Source organism: Desulforapulum autotrophicum HRM2, from assembly GCF_000020365.1.
GTDB classification, from domain to species: Bacteria; Desulfobacterota; Desulfobacteria; order Desulfobacterales; family Desulfobacteraceae; genus Desulforapulum; species Desulforapulum autotrophicum.
This window is the reverse complement of record NC_012108.1, coordinates 44,246-63,543: the sequence shown is the minus strand read 5'-3', so window position 1 is coordinate 63,543 and position 19,298 is coordinate 44,246. Positions and strand designations below refer to the sequence as shown.

At 47.7% G+C, this 19,298-nt stretch carries 14 protein-coding genes; 9 read left to right on the top strand and 5 right to left on the bottom strand.

Annotated features, from left to right (window positions below):
* Nucleotides 1-61 precede the first annotated feature (61 nt).
* The 5 genes from HRM2_RS00220 to HRM2_RS00200 are packed head-to-tail and all read left to right on the top strand — an operon-like array spanning nucleotide 62 to nucleotide 8,532.
* A complete protein-coding gene (locus tag HRM2_RS00220; RefSeq protein ID WP_012662422.1) occupies nucleotides 62-1,405 on the top strand; it encodes a TolC family protein in 1,344 nt (447 codons plus the stop codon).
* Entirely contained in the window at nucleotides 1,402-2,958 is a 1,557-nt protein-coding gene (locus HRM2_RS00215) for a TolC family protein (protein ID WP_012662421.1), read from the top strand. Before HRM2_RS00220 ends, HRM2_RS00215 begins: the two co-directional genes overlap by 4 nt.
* A 25-nt stretch (nucleotides 2,959-2,983) precedes the next feature.
* Nucleotides 2,984-4,504: an efflux RND transporter periplasmic adaptor subunit gene (locus HRM2_RS00210; RefSeq protein ID WP_012662420.1), complete on the top strand. Its 1,521-nt coding sequence runs from the start codon at nucleotides 2,984-2,986 to the stop codon at nucleotides 4,502-4,504.
* Nucleotides 4,505-4,516: 12 nt separating this feature from the next.
* Nucleotides 4,517-8,008, top strand: coding sequence for an efflux RND transporter permease subunit (locus HRM2_RS00205; RefSeq protein WP_012662419.1), 3,492 nt, complete (start codon nucleotides 4,517-4,519; stop codon nucleotides 8,006-8,008).
* 17 nt (nucleotides 8,009-8,025) lie between these two features.
* Nucleotides 8,026-8,532: a hypothetical protein gene (locus HRM2_RS00200; RefSeq protein WP_012662418.1), complete on the top strand. Its 507-nt coding sequence runs from the start codon at nucleotides 8,026-8,028 to the stop codon at nucleotides 8,530-8,532.
* 478 nt (nucleotides 8,533-9,010) lie between these two features.
* Here HRM2_RS00200 and HRM2_RS00195 read toward each other — a convergent pair whose 3' ends face one another.
* The 4 genes from HRM2_RS00195 to HRM2_RS00180 all read right to left on the bottom strand — a co-directional run bounded on the left by HRM2_RS00195 (nucleotide 9,011) and on the right by HRM2_RS00180 (nucleotide 13,094).
* A complete protein-coding gene (locus tag HRM2_RS00195; protein ID WP_012662417.1) occupies nucleotides 9,011-11,500 on the bottom strand; it encodes a heavy metal translocating P-type ATPase in 2,490 nt (829 codons plus the stop codon).
* Between the two features lie 3 nt (nucleotides 11,501-11,503).
* The gene (locus tag HRM2_RS25750; protein ID WP_083776650.1) at nucleotides 11,504-11,830 is read right to left on the bottom strand and encodes an Lcl C-terminal domain-containing protein; all 327 of its coding nucleotides are present in this window, start codon (nucleotides 11,828-11,830) and stop codon (nucleotides 11,504-11,506) included.
* A gap of 390 nt (nucleotides 11,831-12,220) precedes the next feature.
* Nucleotides 12,221-12,418 carry a hypothetical protein gene (locus tag HRM2_RS00185; protein WP_041272957.1) on the bottom strand — a complete coding sequence of 66 codons (198 nt, stop codon included), beginning with the start codon at nucleotides 12,416-12,418 and terminating at the stop codon, nucleotides 12,221-12,223.
* Nucleotides 12,419-12,518: 100 nt separating this feature from the next.
* Nucleotides 12,519-13,094, bottom strand: a complete 576-nt coding sequence (locus tag HRM2_RS00180; RefSeq protein WP_012662414.1) for a recombinase family protein — start codon at nucleotides 13,092-13,094, stop codon at nucleotides 12,519-12,521.
* A 236-nt stretch (nucleotides 13,095-13,330) separates the two neighbouring features.
* On the opposite strand from HRM2_RS00180, the gene HRM2_RS00175 reads away from it, so the two are divergent.
* Entirely contained in the window at nucleotides 13,331-15,028 is a 1,698-nt protein-coding gene (locus HRM2_RS00175; RefSeq protein WP_232364152.1) for a tetratricopeptide repeat protein, read from the top strand.
* A gap of 154 nt (nucleotides 15,029-15,182) precedes the next feature.
* Here HRM2_RS00175 and HRM2_RS00170 read toward each other — a convergent pair whose 3' ends face one another.
* Entirely contained in the window at nucleotides 15,183-15,707 is a 525-nt protein-coding gene (locus HRM2_RS00170) for a (Fe-S)-binding protein (RefSeq protein WP_012662412.1), read from the bottom strand.
* 460 nt (nucleotides 15,708-16,167) lie between these two features.
* Between HRM2_RS00170 and HRM2_RS00165 the strand changes: the two genes are divergently transcribed.
* The 3 genes from HRM2_RS00165 to HRM2_RS00155 are packed head-to-tail and all read left to right on the top strand — an operon-like array spanning nucleotide 16,168 to nucleotide 19,296.
* A complete protein-coding gene (locus HRM2_RS00165; RefSeq protein WP_012662411.1) occupies nucleotides 16,168-17,124 on the top strand; it encodes an aminoglycoside phosphotransferase family protein in 957 nt (318 codons plus the stop codon).
* A complete protein-coding gene (locus tag HRM2_RS24805; RefSeq protein ID WP_012662410.1) occupies nucleotides 17,109-18,179 on the top strand; it encodes an ABC transporter ATP-binding protein in 1,071 nt (356 codons plus the stop codon). Before HRM2_RS00165 ends, HRM2_RS24805 begins: the two co-directional genes overlap by 16 nt.
* Nucleotides 18,091-19,296 carry an ABC transporter substrate-binding protein gene (locus HRM2_RS00155; RefSeq protein WP_012662409.1) on the top strand — a complete coding sequence of 402 codons (1,206 nt, stop codon included), beginning with the start codon at nucleotides 18,091-18,093 and terminating at the stop codon, nucleotides 19,294-19,296. Before HRM2_RS24805 ends, HRM2_RS00155 begins: the two co-directional genes overlap by 89 nt.
* Nucleotides 19,297-19,298 lie beyond the last annotated feature (2 nt).

The following is a 19,298-nucleotide window of genomic DNA, read 5'->3' as shown; positions in this document are numbered from 1 at the left end:
ATAGACCTTACTTAATCTCTATTTTCATAAGTTTTTAACCCAAAGATTTAAGGATTATTCAATGAAACGATTTATTCTCCTAACTCTATTTTTATGTCTCGGGCTTATTTCGCTTTCCATTGAAAGCTCTTCTGCCGCTGAAAAAGAGAGCCTTCCCGATATTGAAAAGAGGCTGTCAGGAGACACTGAACTGTCAGATCTTCTCACTTATGCCTATTTATCCAATCCTTCCATTGTCTCTTCAAAAAAATCCTGGCAGATCTTCATTGAAAACTACAGAATCGGGAAAAGCTATCCAGACCCCCAGCTGATGACAACCTATTTTCCTTCACCGATTGAAACGCGGCTTGGCCCCCAGGACTGGAATCTGACCTTGTCCCAGGCCTTTCCCTTTCCCGGAACGTTGGGGCTGAAAGGAGAACTCCTTGAATCGGATGTCCAGATATCAAAGCTGAAGCTTGATAAAACAGTTAAAGATATCGTAACTGCAGTTTCAAGCTCATTTTATGAGCTGGTTTATATCCAGAAAGCAGTTGAAATCGCCATGGCAAACCAGAAACTCAATCAGGAACTGATACAGATCAGCCAGAATGCCTATGCCAAAGACAGGGCACTTTTTTACGATGTCTCCAAGGCCCAGGCCCAGACTGCCCAGATTCAATATGATCTCCTCCTACTTGACGAACTTGAGTCAACGGAAAAAACAAATTTAAATACCCTTTTAAACCGCTCTCCTGATGCAAAGATAGGCAGGGCCAAAGGATTGCCAACAGGGGATGTGGTCTACTCCCTGGATGAAATCTACAACCTTGCCATGCTCCACCAGGAAGATATCCTCATCGCAGACGAAACGGTTAAACGATCAAGTGCCTCCATCCGTCTGACCCGTTTTGAAAACCTGCCCTCCTTCAAGCTGGGACTTTTCTATGCCGGTATCGGTGATCCTGATTTGGCAAATCCCCCCAGGGATGCCGGGGATGATGCCCTTGGCATCCAGTTCGGCATGAACCTTCCCCTGTGGTTCAGCAGGAACGACAGCCAGAAGCAAAAGGCCCTGGCAGTCAAAGAAATGGCAACGGCCGACAGAGCTGCCATGGTCAACACGACAAAGGCCAGGATAAGCCGGCTCTGGTTCAGGCTTCAGAATTCAAAACGACTGATTGTTCTTTATGAAAAGGAATTGATCCCCCAGGGCCTCACCTCAATTCAAACAGCAGAGACCTGGTTCCGGGAAGGGGAGGCAGGTTTTGCCGATTTTCTTGAGCTCCAGGCGACCGCCTACAATTTTCAGCTATCCCTTGAAAGGGCAAAGGCAGATTATGGAAAGGCCCTTGTCCAGCTTGAGCAGCTGGCCGGGGTGATTCTGGACAGAAAAAAAAACACACCCCTGGGAGATAATTCATGAAAAAAATCATAACAGGACTCATTATCTTCTGTGTGCTGCCTCTCTATCCCCTGTACGCCGATTATGACGGGATGAAACGAGACCTTGAAGAATATACCCCTGATCAGTTTTTTTTTACTCCCCTTGAAGATAAAGGGATTTCTGGTACAACAGGCGCTGGGGCGTCCATTGCTGCAGCACCCGAAGTTTCCCGGATAAAACTCCTTGAAGAGACCTATCCGGAAAAGACCTATCAGGAAGAGAGCCAGGAACTTAACAGACTCCTTTTTGCTTCCGATCTTCCCCCCAAAGCCTTCAGTGACATTTCACAAACTGGCAATGATAGGGAAGCCGCTGAAAACCGCATAAAGAAAACGATAGTATTAAAAGAGATCCAACTCATGGCCGCCCTTAGAAACCCGGCAATTCTTGCGGCCCAAAAAAAAATAACGGCCGAGATGCAGTCGTTTGACCAGATCCTGGCCCTGGATGATAATCTAAGATTGTATCTGACATTCACAAAGAGCGTAAACAACAAAACAGGACCCCTTAAGACAAAGGACGCAATAAAGCTGACCTACCCTTCGCCCGGGTTGACAGCCCTTAAGGGACGGGTTATCCGGGATGAGGTGGAAGTTCTCAACGAGAAGATGAGAATTGTCCGGAAAGGGGTAATTACCGACATTGAGAATGCCTATTGGGATCTTGTTTTTATTGAAAATTCAACCCGGATAAAATCTGAGACCATTGCGGCGTTCGACCGCCTCAAGGATGTGGCTGAGACCCTTTACAAAAGCGGAAAAACCAGTTTCCAGGATGTTATAAAAATAAATATCAATATTGAGATACTAAAGGAAGACCTTGTCACCCTTAACTTTCAGAAGAAAAACATTGAGATCAGGATACTTGAACTTTTGAACCTGCCTGTCGACACAAGGGTTGGAAAGGCTTTTTTAAGCACGCTTCCGGGAGAAACCGCCAAACCAGAACTGCTTTATCCAGTTGCCATAAAATACCGACAGGAATTAAACACCATCCGGCATCAGATATCTAAACTTGAAAACATGATCGAAATGTCGGAATCCATGATCCAGGCGCCCTTCACCCTCGGCTTTTCAACGTTTGAGAATGATATGGTGAGAAGTGTGGGAACCGATGCGCCAGAAAAACCCTTTAGTACAAAGACCATGGCCGCCATGAAAAACAACAGCCCTATAAAACCCTGGTATGGGGTGGATGCCCCCTGGTTAAAACAGACAAGAGAGAACCTCTCAAGCCTTAAAGAGACCCTTGTTCAAGAGGAGAACTCAACTCTACTTATGGTGCGGGAAGCCTGGTTTAATGCGGATAAAACCAGACGGGAGCTTGACCTTTATCAAAAACAGATACTCCCCCTCTCAAAATCGGCCCTGGATGTATCCACAGGGGAGTATGAATCAGGGTCCATACCTTTTGCCGAAGCCATTGATTCCTATAACTCCTGGCTTAACGTAAAACTTGCCATTGCAAAAAAGCAGACTGATCTCGCCACTTCAACGGCTTTACTGGAAAAAATTATTGGTAAAAAATTTTAAAGAAACGCATATGCAGGGGAAAAAGATGAATAAGAAGCTCATGGGTATGACAATAGCTGTCACGGCTTTAATCACCGGGATTGCTGTTTTTTTAATTTTAACATTCACCGGCACAACGCAAGAGCCCAAACCCCAGACAAGGGCCCCGGGATCTATATATGGATCTGGCAGCACCCTTGAAAACGCCGCTGATAAAGTAACAGCCGAACGAAAGATCATCTACTGGAAGGCCCCCATGGACCCGACTGAGATCTATGAAGAACCAGGCAAAAGCAAGATGGGTATGGATCTTGTCCCGGTTTACGAAGATAAGGTACCCCAGGAGAACAAGAGTGGTGACCGAAAAATAGTCTACTGGAAAGCCCCCATGGATCCAACTGAAATCTATGATGAGCCAGGCAAAAGCAAGATGGGCATGGATCTTGTCCCGGTGTATGAAGATGAACTTGTGGGCGGGGTGGACATAAATATTGATCCTGTTGTAGAGCAGAACATGGGACTAAAAACCGAAGTAGTTGAAAAAGGGCCGTTAAACCATACCATTGAGACCTATGGTCATATAACCTTTGACGAAACAAGAACCGGGGTTGTAAGCCAGAAGGTCTCCGGATGGATTGAAAAACTTAATGCCGACTATACCGGTTTTTTTGTAAAAAAGGGAGATCCCCTCTATGAAATATACTCCCCCGACCTTCTCTCCTCCCAGGAGGAGTACCTGTCAGTTTTCAAAAATTACAAAAAGAACCGGACAAATCTGAACCAGGAACTTCTGGCCTCAGCGAGAAAAAGGCTCCTATATTTTGATATTTCAGACACTGAAATTGCGGCCATTGAAAAAACCGGCATTGTCCAGAAGACCCTGATCATGCGATCTCCCTTCCAGGGAGTTATTACCCATAAGAATGTAATTGAAGGCGAATTTGTACGATCCGGCGCGAGCCTCTTTACCATATCTGATCTCTCCCATGTATGGGTTGAGGCCCACATCTTTGAATATGAACAAAACCTTGTTTATCTGGGACAATCGGTTGAAATGTCTCTCTCCTACAGCCCGGAAAAAATTTACAGGGGAAAGATCGCCTATATTTTTCCCTATCTCCAGCCAAAAACACGGGATGTGGTTCTCAGGGTCTCTTTTGAAAACAAGGATTCTGAACTGAAACCTGACATGTTTGCCAGGATAAAGATTGATACTGGAGCCGGCAAAACGGGGATGTTCATCTCTTCTGCGGCCATTATCCATTCAGGTGAAAAAAAGTTGGTCTTTATCTCAAAGGGGATGGGGAAATTCACCCCCAGGCAAATAACAACAGGGGTCTATCTTGCGGAGGGAAAGGTACAGGTTTTGACAGGCCTTAAACCTGGGGAAACAGTCGTGGTTTCCGGGCAGTTTCTGCTTGATTCTGAATCAAGACTCAAGGAGGCTATCCAGAAAATGATTGAGTCAAAATCCAAGCCCGCCGAGAAGGTCAAGGAGAGCGGCAAAGGGGACGACTTTTTTGATGACATGACACCCAAGGACGACTTTTTCAAGGACATGAAATAAAAAGGGATCCCTATGATAGACAGGATAATAGAATGGTCGGTTAACAATAAATTCATGGTCCTCCTGACAACCTTTTTTGTCATTGTCGCAGGAATCCTGGCCATGATAAACACCCCGCTTGATGCCATCCCGGACCTTTCCGACGTCCAGGTGATAATCTATACACAATACCCTGGACAAGCCCCCGAAGTGGTGGAGGATCAGGTCACCTATCCTTTGACAACTGCCATGTTAAGCGTACCCTTTGCCAAGGTTGTCCGGGGATACTCATTTTTTGGGTATTCCTTTGTATACCTTATCTTTGAGGATGGTACCGATATTTACTGGGCAAGATCCAGGGTCATGGAGTATCTCAACTTTGTGTCAGACAGACTGCCGGTTGGTGTTACGCCAAGCCTAGGTCCTGATGCAACCGGGGTCGGATGGGTATATGAATATATTTTAAAGGACACCACCGGCAAAACCGATCTTCAGGAACTCAGATCCATCCAGGACTGGTTTTTAAGATATGAATTAACCGCAGTTTCCGGGGTATCCGAGGTGGCAAGCATCGGCGGGTTTGTCAAGCAGTACCAGGTGGAGGTTAATCCCAACAAGCTTGCCTCCTACAATCTCTCCATACGGAAGATTAAAGAGGCCATTCAACGCTCCAACTCGGATGTGGGCGGAAAACTCATTGAAATGGGTGAAACAGAGTTCATGGTCCGGGGCCTTGGATATATCAAATCCATTGAAGATATTAAACAGATTGCAGTCTCCGTTGACGATAAGGGGACGCCGGTCTTGTTAAAGGATGTTGCCGATATCGTGATAGGTCCGGAACTTCGACGGGGAATCCTTGAATGGAACGGTGAAGGCGAAACAGTTGGGGGCATTGTTATCATGCGGTACGGGGAAAATGCCCTCAAAGTCATCGAACGGGTCAAAGAGAAATTAAAAGAACTTCAAAAAGGCCTGCCTGAAGGTGTTGAGATCATTGCAGGCTATGACCGATCCTCCCTGATCGAGCGGGCAGTTGAAACGCTTAAAGGCAAGCTCACCGAAGAGATGACCGTTGTGGCACTGATCTGCATCCTCTTCCTTCTCCACTTCAGGTCTGCTTTTGTGGCCATTTTTACCCTTCCAGTGGGAATATTGATGTCCTTTCTGATCATGTATCCCTTTGGCATCAATGCCAATATCATGAGCCTTGGCGGCATTGCAATTGCCATTGGCGTCATGGTGGATGCATCCATTGTCATGGTGGAGAATGCCCATAAACACCTGGAAAGGGACAAGGGCAGGAAAAGTCACCAGCAGATAATTATTGATGCATCCAAAGAGGTCGGACCTGCGCTGTTTTTCAGCCTTTTGATCATCACTGTCTCTTTTCTGCCGGTCTTCAGCCTCATGGAACAATCCGGCAGACTGTTCCGCCCCCTGGCCTACACCAAGACAACAGCCATGGCCGCATCTTCCATTCTTGCCATCACCATTATTCCCGTGCTCATGACCTTTTTTGTAAGGGAAGAGACCATTGATCCGAAACTTTCAAAAAGCAAACGAAGAAATATCTGGATTCTTGCCATGGCAGGACCTCCTCTGGCCGTTATCTCTGCCGGCCTTGCAGGTGTTAAGCTTGCAGATAAAAGCCTTGTTTTTGCCCTTGGCTTCTCCCTGTTTCTCGGGATATGCCTCATTTCCCAGAAAATAATACCCGAAGGAAAAAACCCCCTGAACCGTTTTTTAATCCGAATATATATGCCGGTCATTAAGCTTGTGCTGAAATGGCGAAAGATAACTGTTCTCATCGCCATTGTCGCCATTGCAGTCACCTGGTATCCCATGACCCGCGTTGGAAGCGAGTTTATGCCGCCTCTGAATGAAGGGGATCTTTTATATATGCCAACCACCCTGCCCGGGATCTCCATTACCAAGGCCCGTGAACTTTTGCAGCAGACCGATAAAATAATAAAAAGATTTCCCGAAGTCAAAAGCACTCTTGGAAAGATTGGCCGGGCAGAGACATCTACAGATCCTGCTCCCCTCTCCATGATAGAAACTGTGATCATGCTAAGACCCCAGGTGGAATACGAAACAATATATAAAAACCGGTTTTTTTCAGACTGGCCTGTCTGGGCTAAACGACCGTTGACCTTTATCCTGCCGGAAAAGGTGGAGGGAAAGATCATCCATGAATGGCGCAAAAAAAAGGTGGCTCGATTTTTTTCAGGGTGGCCAGGGTTTATTAAAGCCTCACTCTCCTGGATATTGCCGGAGGAAAGGTATCTCACCATGGGTGAACTCTCCGACGAACTTGACCGGGCCGTCAAATTCCCGGGGGTGACCAATGCCTGGACCATGCCCATTAAGACAAGGATCGATATGCTCTCCACAGGTATCAAGACCCCTGTAGGCATCAAAATCATGGGACCCGACCTTGGGACACTGGCAGGTATTGGTGAAGATATAGAGAGGCTTCTAAGAGATAAAGAAGGCACCCGTTCTGTATTTTCAGAACGTGTTACCGGCGGAAACTATCTTGATTTCACCATCAAAAGAGAGGAGATCGCCCGTTACGGCCTTCTGGTCCAGGATGTCCAGGACATCATTACAACCGCCATAGGAGGCATGAATGTCACCTATACCATTGAAGGCCTTGAACGTTATCCTGTCAACCTTCGCTACAACAGGGAGATGAGGGATAATATCGAAATGATCAAACGGGTTTTTGTACCAACACCCTCGGGGGCCCAGATTCCCCTTATCCAGCTTGCCGATATTTCCATCCACAAGGGGCCGGCCGGTATAAAGAGCGAAAATTCCAAACGCACCGCCTGGGTCTTTGTGGATATTCGCGACATGGATATCGGCACCTATGTCAAACAGGCCAGAAAGCTTGTGGATGAGAAGATCAAGCTACCCCCGGGATATTCTCTTATCTGGTCCGGGCAGTATGAGTATATGCAAAAGGCGAGAAAAACCCTGAACATTATCGTTCCGGCAACACTTCTTGTGATTTTCATCCTGCTATTTATCCACTTTAACAATATCGTTGAAGTTATCATCGTCATGGCAAGCCTGCCCTTCGCACTTTTGGGAGGATTCTGGCTCATCTACCTCCTTGGATATAACATGTCCGTTGCAGTTGGAGTCGGCTTTATCGCCCTGTCAGGCCTTGCCACTGAAACAGGCATTGTCATGCTCGTCTATCTGGATGAAGTTTTTAAACGAAGAACAGATCAAAACCTTATGAACAATGCATCAGATCTTCAGTCATCCATTATTGAAGGGGCTGTGGACAGGGTCCGCCCCAAGATCATGACAGTTGCCACAACTCTTATCGGACTATTACCTGTCATGTATGGAGCCGGGGCCGGTTCCCAGATCATGAAGCGCATTGCAGCACCCATGGTCGGAGGCCTTATCTCATCCACAATCATGACCCTTATCATCATCCCCGTGCTCTACGACATGTGGAAAACATGGGAAATCAAAAAAAAGAACCTTACCAACGAATCATAAAAAAAAGGAGTTGCTCCATGAAACAGATTTTAAAAAAAATTGCAATATCAGTTCTCTTTTCTCTTATTATAACAAGCCCTGCCCTTGCAGGCAGTGAAATGACAGGTCAGAAAATGCCGGATCAGAAGATGGCAGGAAATGACATGTCCGCATCAGACAGGATCGGGAACCTTTTCCATGAATCCGTGGTGGTGGGCTATATGCTCTCCTATTATCTTATGGATCTAAGGGAAAAGAAAGGTGACGGGCAGAAAGGCGATGATATGGAAAAAATGGATATGGAGAAACCCCATCATATCATGCTCTATATCATAGACAAAAACCACACCCCCGTCCTCAAGGGAACTGTTGGATTTTTGATCAAGGATGCTGCGGGTACAGCACAGAAAGCCATGGCCATGAAGATGGGCATGGGATTCGGCATCACCGCGGACATGAAGCAGAAAGGAGTTTATACTATTTCAGCCAAGGCCCTGGTGAATGGTACAAAACTCATGGACAGCTTTGAGTATGAGATAAAATAATTTATTACCATTTGAAAGAATAAAAAGTACGGAGAAACAGGGATGACACAAACATCTTTCCCTGGGGAGGAGATATCAATGAAAACGATAGTTCCTGTTCGCATTGCGGGAAAAAACGCCATAATAAAGGCCAGCACGAAATAATATACCGGTCTCTCTTTGGAAAACTTTATATTGGGAGTCCGCGTCTTTATACCTGCGATTGACAACCACAGGAAAAGCTGAGCTTCAGCCCTCTGGCAGACCGACTGCCGGAACGGACAACCCCAGAATTCCGTTATCAGCAACAGTCCATTGAGGCCGTGACACGAAACACATGCCATACGCCCTCCCATCATCATCCAGTCATTCGATTCGGGTCCGTTTGTGTAAGAAATTTCCGTACCGCGTTTTCATCGTTCCCTCCATTTTTTAATCTTATGTTTGTTGTCACACCACTTCTCTGCAAGGCATCCGGATTTGAAGCATTGAAAACGCTTCAAATCTTTGTTTTGCGCAACCGCAGCGCATTGCCGATGACCGAAACGGAACTGAAACTCATAGCAGCCGCCGCGATCATCGGGCTCAAAAGAAGGCCAAAAGCCGGGTACAGCACGCCGGCTGCGATGGGCACCCCCACCGAGTTATATATAAAAGCGAAAAACAGATTCTGTTTGATGTTGCGCATGGTGGCACTGCTCAACAGACGGGCACGGACAATGCCCCTGAGGTCACCCTTGACCAGAGTGACGCCTGCACTTTCCATAGCGATATCCGCACCGGTGCCCATGGCAATACCGACGTGGGCCTGGGACAGAGCTGGTGCATCGTTGACGCCGTCTCCGGCCATGGCCACAATCCGGCCGGCATCCTGAAATTTTTTGACGGCTTCGGCTTTCTGGCCCGGCAGTACTTCTGCCACCACTTCATCCAGATCGAGCTTTGCAGCCACCGCCTGGGCCGTGGTCTTGCTGTCACCGGTCAACATGACAATGCGGATATTGTCCTTATGAAGCAGTTTGATCGCCTCGGCAGTGGTTTCCTTGATCGGGTCTGCCACGCCGATCAGGCCGGCGAGCTTCCCGTCAACTCCGACAAACATAACGGTCTGGCCATCCTTACGCATGGTTTCGGCTTTTGAAGCCAGTTCCTGAACATCTATCTTTAATTTCTCAAAAAGTTTGATATTACCAAAGGCAATCTGTTTGCCGTCCACGCTTCCTTTGACACCTTTTCCGGTCACCGATTCAAAATCGACGGCTTCGACCAGGTCTATCCCTTTTTCTTCGGCGCCATTCACAATAGCCGCCGCCAAAGGGTGTTCACTGCCTTTCTCAAGACTTGCCGCCAAACGCAGCATTTCCGTTTCATTGCCGCCAGCAACTGTGCTGACAGCAACGACCTTGGGCTTGCCTTCGGTGAGCGTTCCGGTTTTATCCACGACCAGGGTGTCGATTTTTCGCATGACTTCGATGGCCTCAGCATTTCTGAACAAGACCCCCATGGAGGCGCCCCTGCCGGTAGCCACCATGATCGACATGGGGGTTGCCAGACCCAGGGCGCAGGGGCAGGCAATAATTAGTACGGCTACCGCATTGATTAAAGCATGCGCCATTTTCGGGTCGGGTCCGAACATACTCCACACAATAAATGTAATGATGGCTGAGCCGACGACTGCCGGCACAAAATATCCAGCCACAACATCGGCCACTTTCTGGATGGGGGCGCGGCTGCGCTGGGCTTCGGAAACCAGATGAACGATCTGAGCCAGCAGGGTTTCGGCCCCTACCTTTTTGGCTTCCATGATCATAGTTCCCGTACTGTTGACCGTTGCTCCGATCAATTTATCGCCCTGATTTTTCTCTACCGGTATGGATTCACCCGTGACCATTGACTCGTCGATCGAGCTTTTTCCATCAACGACGACTCCATCAACCGGTACTTTTTCGCCCGGCCGAACCCGCAGCTTATCGCCAGGCTCCACCTGTTCAAGTGGAATATCTTCTTCAGCGCCATCATCTCGAATGATTCGGGCGGTTTTCGGAGTCAGCCCCAGCAGAGCTTTGATGGCAGAGCTGGTCTGGCCACGGGCCTTCAATTCCATAACCTGCCCCAGCAGAATCAGAGTAACGATGACGGCAGCGGCTTCAAAATAAACAGCCACCGTGCCCTCTTTTCCCCTGAAGGAGGCCGGGAATATTTCTGGAAATATGGCCGCGATAAGGCTGTAGATGTAAGCCACCGACACACCCAGTCCAATCAGGGTGAACATATTGAGATTCCAGGAAACGACTGACTGCCAGCCCCGCACCAGAAATGGCCAGCCGCACCAGAACACGACGGGTGTGGCCAACACCAATTCGATCCAGACAAGGACATTTTTCGAAACGATCCGTGCCAATGGGTTGCCGGGGATCAGGTCGCTCATGGCCATCATAAAAACCGGAAGGGTAAGGATCAGGCTAACCCAGAATCGGCGACGCATGTCTGCCAGTTCCGCGTTTTCTTCCTCCTGCCCGGTCCCACCCTTTGGTTCCAAAGCCATGCCACACTTTGGACAACTGCCGGACCGGTCCTGTAAAACCTCCGGATGCATGGGGCAGGTCCATTGTTTGCTGACAGACGTTTCCGGAGTTTCAGCCTCCAAAGCCATACCGCATTTCGGGCAGCTTCCCGGCTCGGTCTGTTTTACTTCCGGATGCATGGGACAAGTGTAGAGACCTGCCTTTTTTGGGGAAGCATGGTTTTTTTGTTTTACATTCTTTGCACGTTGTTCCTGTTTTGTCAGATAAGCTGATGGGTTTTCTACAAATTTTTTCAGACAATGCTCGCTGCAAAAATAGATTTTTTCTTTTCCATGGTCGGCATGATGCGGGCTGTCCTTACCGACGTCCATACCGCAGACCGGATCTTTCAAGGCGTTTCCCTCTGCCGCTTTATCCGGATGAGGTGTTTGATCCTCGTGATGATGCTTATTATCCTTATTCATATTCTATTTTCCTTTTATGAGAATGTATTGTCTACGTCTGACCGGCCAGACATGGAATTCAGGATGCTGCTTGTATCCGATGCCAATGTTGCCGTCTTCTGTATATAGTGTCCAGGCATAGGCAGGCTCATAACAACTGGTTGTTGAAGACCAGTAAAAAGAACGGATAGATTTAAACTGATCTTTTCCGGCAATGGCTGGAGAATGAGCATTGATGTCAATAAGACTTTCCAGTTCGCGGATATTGGGCAGCCGCCAGTCATTATAACCCGATTTTTTTTCATGATTGATTTGTTTAATTCCGACCGGGCTTGATGGATTCTCCGCCATCCATCCGCTACGAGCGTCGCTCCTGCGAAAACGATGATGTAGCCGATGACCATTGCGACAAGATGCGCTACCGGCGTGCCGAATATCTGTTCCCAAAGGTTTCCTCCCTCTCTCCACTTCACATCAAGGCCGAAAAACCTGGCCAAGAAGTAGATGGTCAGAGGAAACCCGTACATCTCTGCATAGAATGCAATGATAAAGGCCTGAACCACACCGGCATGCGACCATTCCTTCCAGTTCTGGGGCGCCAGGTAGCGGTACAGCAGCCATGAGACCATTACTATGACAATGACGGCCAGTCCCCATGTTCCGACATGCATGTAATCTCTCTCCTTTATTTTGATAGAATTTGTTCTCTAATCGTCCAAGAGCCGTAGATTAAATAACTGCTCAGAATGGTAGTTGCTTCATGACAGCCACCCAACCAGCAACCGTCAACGCTGCTCCTGCCATCCAAAAAATGGTCCGGGCAAACATGGAAATGTTTCCATACAGCGATCGATAGCCTGGGGGATCTTCGAGCACCAGCAAACCTTCGGACAACACCTCCCAGAATCCCTGGGTGCTGGCCAGAATCAATAAGGTCATCACGATGCCAGTTCTATCCCTCAATGGTTTCCAGACTATTATATTTTATCTTAACATATTGTCCAGTTTTCGGGGTCCACTATAAAGGGATCGTTCAAATTCAGCAACGACTCCCATATGCAGTCTCCTTTAAAACGTTGTAGATGGTCCCACGACTAACTCCGTATTCCTTGGATAATGTGGTGGGGTTCATCCCGGCTTTATTCTTTACCTGAATTTCTTGCTTTTGATCGCCTGTGAGGGATGATCTTCTCCCCAGGTGCTTGCCATTGGCCTTGGCTACTGCAATGCCTGCAAGCTGGCGTTCCTTTCTAAGATTGGTTTCAAATTCTGCGAATACTCCGAGCATTTGAAGGAATGCCTTGCCAGTGGCTGTACTGGTGTCGATCTTCTGATCCAGGATTTCAAGGGAAGCCCCCCTGCTTTCCAGGTGATCAACTATTTTGCATAGATCCCCGGTGTTCCTTGCCAAGCGGTCCAGCTTCCAAACCACAAGTTTATCGCCCTGGTTGATCATATCCAAAAGTAGGTTCAGGACTTCACGGCCCCTGGTCGTTGTGCCTGACTTCTTTTCCTGGCGATGGACTGCATCAGGGTAAGCAACCTTTAACGCTTCCACCTGCATCTTTGTATTCTGGTCTAAAGTGCTGACTCTGGAATAAGTAAAAATCGTCATGACATCCTTCCCGGTAAAAATTCCTGTTTAACTGTCAACAAACTCTTAAACCTTTTTAGAAACAGTGTCAACAATTAAAAAAACAACCTTTTTAACGGGGTTTTATAGACTGTCAATAAGGTATACCTTCTTAACAGGCTTTTAATTTAGACGCGGGTAGCGGTTCACAGTGGGCCTATTTTCTTGACGTGAGTCGCCCTTTGTGAAATTTATATTAATCACAATCAAACTGATAATTGAGAGAAAAAGGAGCCGACTTGCGTCTATCATTCCCCTCTAAAGAGCATTGGGCAGTGTGGTTGCTGATCCCAGGAAAGGAGCAATGGAAAAAATGGAGCACACCCGAAAAATTTAGTGTTATCAGCGCCTACCTTGGGATTGTCGGATTTATAATTACTGTTGTATCAATTTGGAATTCATTTTCACAACCTTCTCAGACCACAATAACTGTCTTGGGATCCAGCAATACGACGATTGTCGGGGATGGTAATGTTATCCATCCAGGAATCCCTCAAAAAGCCTTGGACCGTCTTCTGAAAACACTCGACGAAAAAGACATTGCCCTTGAAAATCGGGATAAAATCATTGACGACTGGAAAAGAAAATACCGGGAACTGGAGGAAAGATTAGATACTCGTTCCAGTGACGACCGACTTATAGCCCAAGCGAAAGATAAATTAAAGGCAGGATATCTGGACGGTGCGGAAAAACTCCTGGAACAATCCTTTAATAATAGCCTTAAAAAAATTGAGGAGAACAGAAAAAACGCCGCTGCAAGTGCCTATGAACTGGGTTCTGTCAAGGAACTCAAATTAGAATACAAGGAAGCCCTGCACTATTTTGAACAAGCGGTTAAATATGACCAGGAAAATAGTTTATATTTGACCAGTTTGGGATTCATTTTACACACATTGGCTAAACATGAGAAGGCGATTGAGTATTACGAGAAGGCCCTGGCATCTGACCTGAAAACCTACGGACCGGAGGATCCGATGGTGGCCATTGACTGGAACAATCTGGGTTCGGCATGGCAATCCCTGGGCAAGTACAAGAAAGCGATCGGGTATTACGAGAAGGCCCTGGCATCTGACCTGAAAACCTACGGACCGGAGGATCCGATGGTGGCCATTGACTGGAACAATCTGGGTTCGGCATGGCAATCCCTGGGCAAGTACGAGAAAGCGATTGAGTATTCCGAGAAGGCCCTGGCATTGGACCTAAAAGCCTACGGGCCGGAGGATCCGATGGTGGCCATGGACTGGAATAAGCTGGGCTTGGCGTGGACCTTCCTGGGCAAGCATGAGAAGGCGATCAAGTATTATGAGAAGGCCCTGGCATCTGACCTAAAAACTTACGGGCCGGAGCATCCGAATATAGCCAGAATTTGGAACAATCTGGGCGTGGTATGGGAATCCCTGGGCAAGTATGAGAAGGCGATCAAGTATTACGAGAAAACCTTGGCATCGGTCCTGAAAACCTACGGGCCGGAGCATCCGAATATAGCCAGAACTTGGAACAATCTGGGCGTGGCATGGGAATCCCCGGGCAAGTATGAGAAGGCGATTGAGTATTACGAGAAAGCCCTGGCATCTGACCTAAAAACCTACGGGCCGGAGCATCCGGATGTAGCCAGAACTTGGAACAATCTGGGCATGGTATGGCACTCCCTAAACAAGTATGAGAAGGCGATTGAGTATTACGAGAAAGCCCTGGCATCTGACTTGAAAACCTACGGGCCTGAACATCCGAAGGTGGCCTTACGCTGGAACAATCTGGGCGGGGTATGGCACTCCCTAAACAAGTATGAAAAGGCGATTGAGTATTTAGAAAAATCATTAACCGTTTTTGAAAAAAACTTGGGAAAGAATCATCCAAAAACGAAAATGGTAAGGGATAATCTGCAATCAATTAAAAATTCTCATCTCAAAGAATGAATAATAAAATCCATATTCGCCACAGATAACGGTTGTTATGGTAACTTTCAGGCCTGTCACCATGCCACATTCAACTTATTAAGGAAATTGCTGCCCAAATGAGGGCCGACGCCGGCTGAGGTGAAACCCCGTCGTGTTGCCGGATTACGGCCGGTCAGTCGTCGAAAATAAATTCAGACAGGTATGTTTCCAAAGCTGTTTTCGACTCACCCTCCAGATACGGACAGGCATCCATACTTTTGGCGCCTTCGGCAAGCCGCAGGGCAAAAACCAGGCAGGTCGGTTCCCGGCATTCCCGGCAATTGGTTTTGGGCAGATATTTTAAAATTTCAATCACAACTGGCTTCTTCGGGCTTTTATAACTCGGCCTGATCTCATCTCGATTGTCCCAAGTCTCGTTGATTTCACGGCGAATCCATTCAACGATTTTCAACGCCTGTTCCCGGTCCTTCACCGCGTTGACCGTGATCCGGTCTGGCTGAACCGAAATTAAGCGGCCCTCGGTCTTAAAAGTGACGGCCGGGGGATCTTTTACGTACTGACTCCCTCCAAGTGCCGTATTCAGATAAGGGATGACGCACCCCACATCCTGGTCCAGACGGGCAATGCCGTTGACGCTCATGGCGCCGGGAATACAGTGGTTGTTGACTATTTCAAGGCGAAACGATTTTAAGAGCATTTTTGGGTCCTCAACGGGAAAAAAGGTTTAATGTCAAAGGATGATGATATAGGTGTATCCATTGGGTTTGCCCGTCCTTTATTAGGGCCGCAGATTTTAGTACCGATTCAAGTAAATATATCACTTTTAGGCATATATCAAAAATTAAATTCTCAACTTTCGTTGACTTAAGCCTTGGTGGACGGGGTCAGGCTTTTTTTATTGCACTTTTTATCAGAAAACAATTATTAGACCAGCAAAAAAGGCAATAAGAAAAGCCTGATAATCATATAAAAATTCAATCCCGCCTGAAACCGCCACAGACCGTTCTGAAACGGTCGTGCATAAAATACAATGGATTCAACCCTTTTCTTGACTGATTTTCCCCATCAACGTATATTGCAGAGCAATAACCTGAGTACATAAGCCCGTGCCCGAAACGGGTGTATGAAAAATAAGGAAAACAAGCCAAATCTGACCCATGGAGAGACTGACTATTTCAACAACCATTGAACATATTATCCTGGAAAACGGCTGGCTTGACCGGGTGGACCGGGTATCCTTCCTTGCTGCCGGAGAGTACAATGAGAACCATCTGGTGGTTGCAGGCAGTAAGAAGTATCTCTTTCGCATCAACCACGGCAGCCAGATCAATCAGGCGGATCAAATCAGATACGAGTATAATGTTCTAAAGGCGGTTGAACCTTCTGGCGTCACCCCCAGACCTTTTTTTGCAGCGTCCGACTCCCCCCTTGGCGGAGTGATGCTAATGGAATTCATCCCGGGCAGACCCTTTGACTTTGCCAGGGATCTCGACCACGTTCCCCGGATCTTTGCCGCCATCCATTGCCTGCCTGTGTCACAGGCCCTGGTGATTCAGAGTACGCCCATCCAGGATATCGCAGACGAAAGTTTTCAACTGATCAATAAATTTACCGACCATCCCATGGCAGAGCAGAAACAGCGTCTCCTCGACTACCATGAACAGATTTTACGGCTCAACCAGGATAGTGGGACACTGTTCGACAATGAGCCCCTGTGCATGGTCAACACCGAGGTCAATTCGGGGAATTTCATCATCCAGGAAACCAAAGGCTTCCTAGTGGACTGGGAAAAAGCCGTTGTATCGTGCAGGTACCAGGATCTTGCCCATTTTCTCATTCCCACCACCACCCTGTGGAAGTCCGATTTCAGATTCACTCCGGAACAGCGCACAAATTTTCTCAGGGCATATTACCGTCTGATTTCGCCTGATTTCTCCTTTGAAGAACTTGCGTTTAAAACCGCCCTCCTTGAACAAACCATCCTGCTCAGGGCATTGAGCTGGTGTTTCATGGCCTTTGTTGAATACACAGACCCCAAGCGGGTCCTCAAGGACAGGGTCACCTTTGATAAGATCAAAACCTACCTGGGCGACATTGAATGTTTTTTAAATTAACCAGGATCAGCAAATCATTTAACGGAAAACAGGTGCTGAATAACATCAGTTTTACGGCGGAAAAAGGAGATATCATCTCATTTATCGGACCGTCGGGTGTGGGTAAAACCACCCTGTTAAAAATCATTGCAGGCATGGAAACACCTGATTCCGGAGACCTTATCTTTAACACAGAACCAGGAGATAAAAACCCTGCGGTCATGGTATTCCAGGATTTTCTTCTCTTTCCCAACATGACGGTATTTGATAATGTAGCATTCGGACTCAGGGCAACAAAAACAGGCAGACAGGTGATCCAGAAAAAAGTAATGGAGATGCTCGACTGCTTCCAGGTCCGGGAAAAGGCCGGCCAGTATCCCAAACAACTCAGTGCCGGTCAGCAGCAGCGGGTGGCCATTGCAAGGGCCATGGTGATCAATCCAGGGGTACTGCTCCTTGACGAGCCCTTTGCCAACCTTGATAAGAATCTCAAGGCGGACACGGCTCTTTTTATCCGCAACACCCAGAAACAGTTCCACACCACGACCATCTGTGTAATGCATGACCAGGAAGAGGCCTTCAGCATGTCCGACCGCATCGGCATCATGCTCGACAACCGGCTGGTTCAGTTTGACCGGGTGGACCGGGTATTTCATGAACCCCTATCCATCGAGGCCGCAGCCTTTCTGGGCCCTGTGAACCGGCTGACACCGGAAACTGCCGGGAAACTGACGATCAAAAACAATGGGTCAGGAGAAGACCTGGATTTTTCCACGGGAAATTATTACTTCAGGGCCGAGGCGGCAACAATTTCTTCCAACAGCCAGGGCCATTGGACGATCGTCCAGATCGTTTTTTTAGGAACAAACATCAGCTATCATTTGCAATGCGGCACTGCCGTGTTCCAGGTTCATACCCTTTATAACGGGTTTCAAACAGGAGACAGGGTTGATCTCTTGATCCATCGAATTCTACGAGGAGAAAACCATGAAAAAAACAGTTTTACTGCTGGGGATGATTCTCTTGATCCTGTCCTGCCAAAGACAGACGCCCCAACAGGGGGCCCTTACCCATGACCAGGCCCTGGTAAAGGCCCGGGGAACCCAGGTAAATTTTTACATGTGGGGCGGTTCTGCCACCATCAACGCCTGGATTGACGACTATGTGGCCAAACAGGTGAAGGAACAATTCGACATTGTTCTCAAACGGGTGCCCATGGATGCAGAGGTGTTTGTCAACAAACTTCTAACGGAGAAACAGGCCGGGAAAAGCAAGGGTACCATCGATCTTGTATGGATCAATGGTGAGAATTTCAAAAATGCCAGGCAGGCAGATCTTCTCTACGGCCCCATTGCTGACCGCCTGCCCAATTTCAAGGCATATATTGATCCCAAAAGCGTTGAATTTGATTTTGGGTTTCCCGTTGAAAACTATGAAGTCCCCTACGGCAAGGCCCAGTTTGTCTTTGTTTTTGACAGCGCAAAGATGGAAAGGCCCTTTGACAGCACGGCATCCCTTGAAGAGTGGGTGATCGGACATCCGGGCAGGTTTACCTATGCCCAGCCGCCAGACTTCACAGGTTCTGCCTTTCTCCGCCAGATCTTTTACGCAACCACCGGCGGTTATGAACAATACATGCATGGGTTTGACGAAGATCTCTACCTTGAAAAATCCCCCCTTGTCTGGACTTACCTGAACCGGATAAAACCCTATCTCTGGCAACAGGGCACCTCATACCCCAAGGGCAGCACGGCCCTGGAGCTTCTTTTCCAGCGGGGCGAGGTGGATATCAATATGTCCTACTACCAGGCCCATGCCGCCAACAAGATCATGGAAGGCAAATACCCTTCAACCGTTCGTACCTTTGTCATGGACCATAACAGCATCTACAATAATCACTTTACGGCCATACCCTTCAACACCCCTAACATCAACGGCGCCATGGTTGTTGCCAATTTCCTTATTTCACCCGAAGCCCAGCTTTCCAAAAACACCCCGGCTAACTGGGGGGATTTTACCGTACTTGACATGGAAAAACTGCCGACAGAGGCACGGCAGAATTTTGACAAGCTTGACCTTGGCGATGCCACCCTTGACATTGATCTTCTCAACCGCAATGCAGTTCCGGAAATTCCATCAGAGTACCTGACACGGCTGGAAACCGACTGGCAGCGGTTCGTGCTGGGAAAATAAAC

Coding starts and splice junctions, on each gene's coding strand:
- HRM2_RS00220 (WP_012662422.1), top strand. CDS start 62: ATGAAACGATTTATTCTCCTAACTCTATTTTTATGTCTCGGGCTTATT.
- HRM2_RS00215 (WP_012662421.1), top strand. CDS start 1,402: ATGAAAAAAATCATAACAGGACTCATTATCTTCTGTGTGCTGCCTCTC.
- HRM2_RS00210 (WP_012662420.1), top strand. CDS start 2,984: ATGAATAAGAAGCTCATGGGTATGACAATAGCTGTCACGGCTTTAATC.
- HRM2_RS00205 (WP_012662419.1), top strand. CDS start 4,517: ATGATAGACAGGATAATAGAATGGTCGGTTAACAATAAATTCATGGTC.
- HRM2_RS00200 (WP_012662418.1), top strand. CDS start 8,026: ATGAAACAGATTTTAAAAAAAATTGCAATATCAGTTCTCTTTTCTCTT.
- HRM2_RS00195 (WP_012662417.1), bottom strand. CDS start 11,500: ATGAATAAGGATAATAAGCATCATCACGAGGATCAAACACCTCATCCG.
- HRM2_RS25750 (WP_083776650.1), bottom strand. CDS start 11,830: ATGGCGGAGAATCCATCAAGCCCGGTCGGAATTAAACAAATCAATCAT.
- HRM2_RS00185 (WP_041272957.1), bottom strand. CDS start 12,418: ATGACCTTATTGATTCTGGCCAGCACCCAGGGATTCTGGGAGGTGTTG.
- HRM2_RS00180 (WP_012662414.1), bottom strand. CDS start 13,094: ATGACGATTTTTACTTATTCCAGAGTCAGCACTTTAGACCAGAATACA.
- HRM2_RS00170 (WP_012662412.1), bottom strand. CDS start 15,707: ATGCTCTTAAAATCGTTTCGCCTTGAAATAGTCAACAACCACTGTATT.
- HRM2_RS00165 (WP_012662411.1), top strand. CDS start 16,168: ATGGAGAGACTGACTATTTCAACAACCATTGAACATATTATCCTGGAA.
- HRM2_RS24805 (WP_012662410.1), top strand. CDS start 17,109: ATGTTTTTTAAATTAACCAGGATCAGCAAATCATTTAACGGAAAACAG.
- HRM2_RS00155 (WP_012662409.1), top strand. CDS start 18,091: ATGAAAAAAACAGTTTTACTGCTGGGGATGATTCTCTTGATCCTGTCC.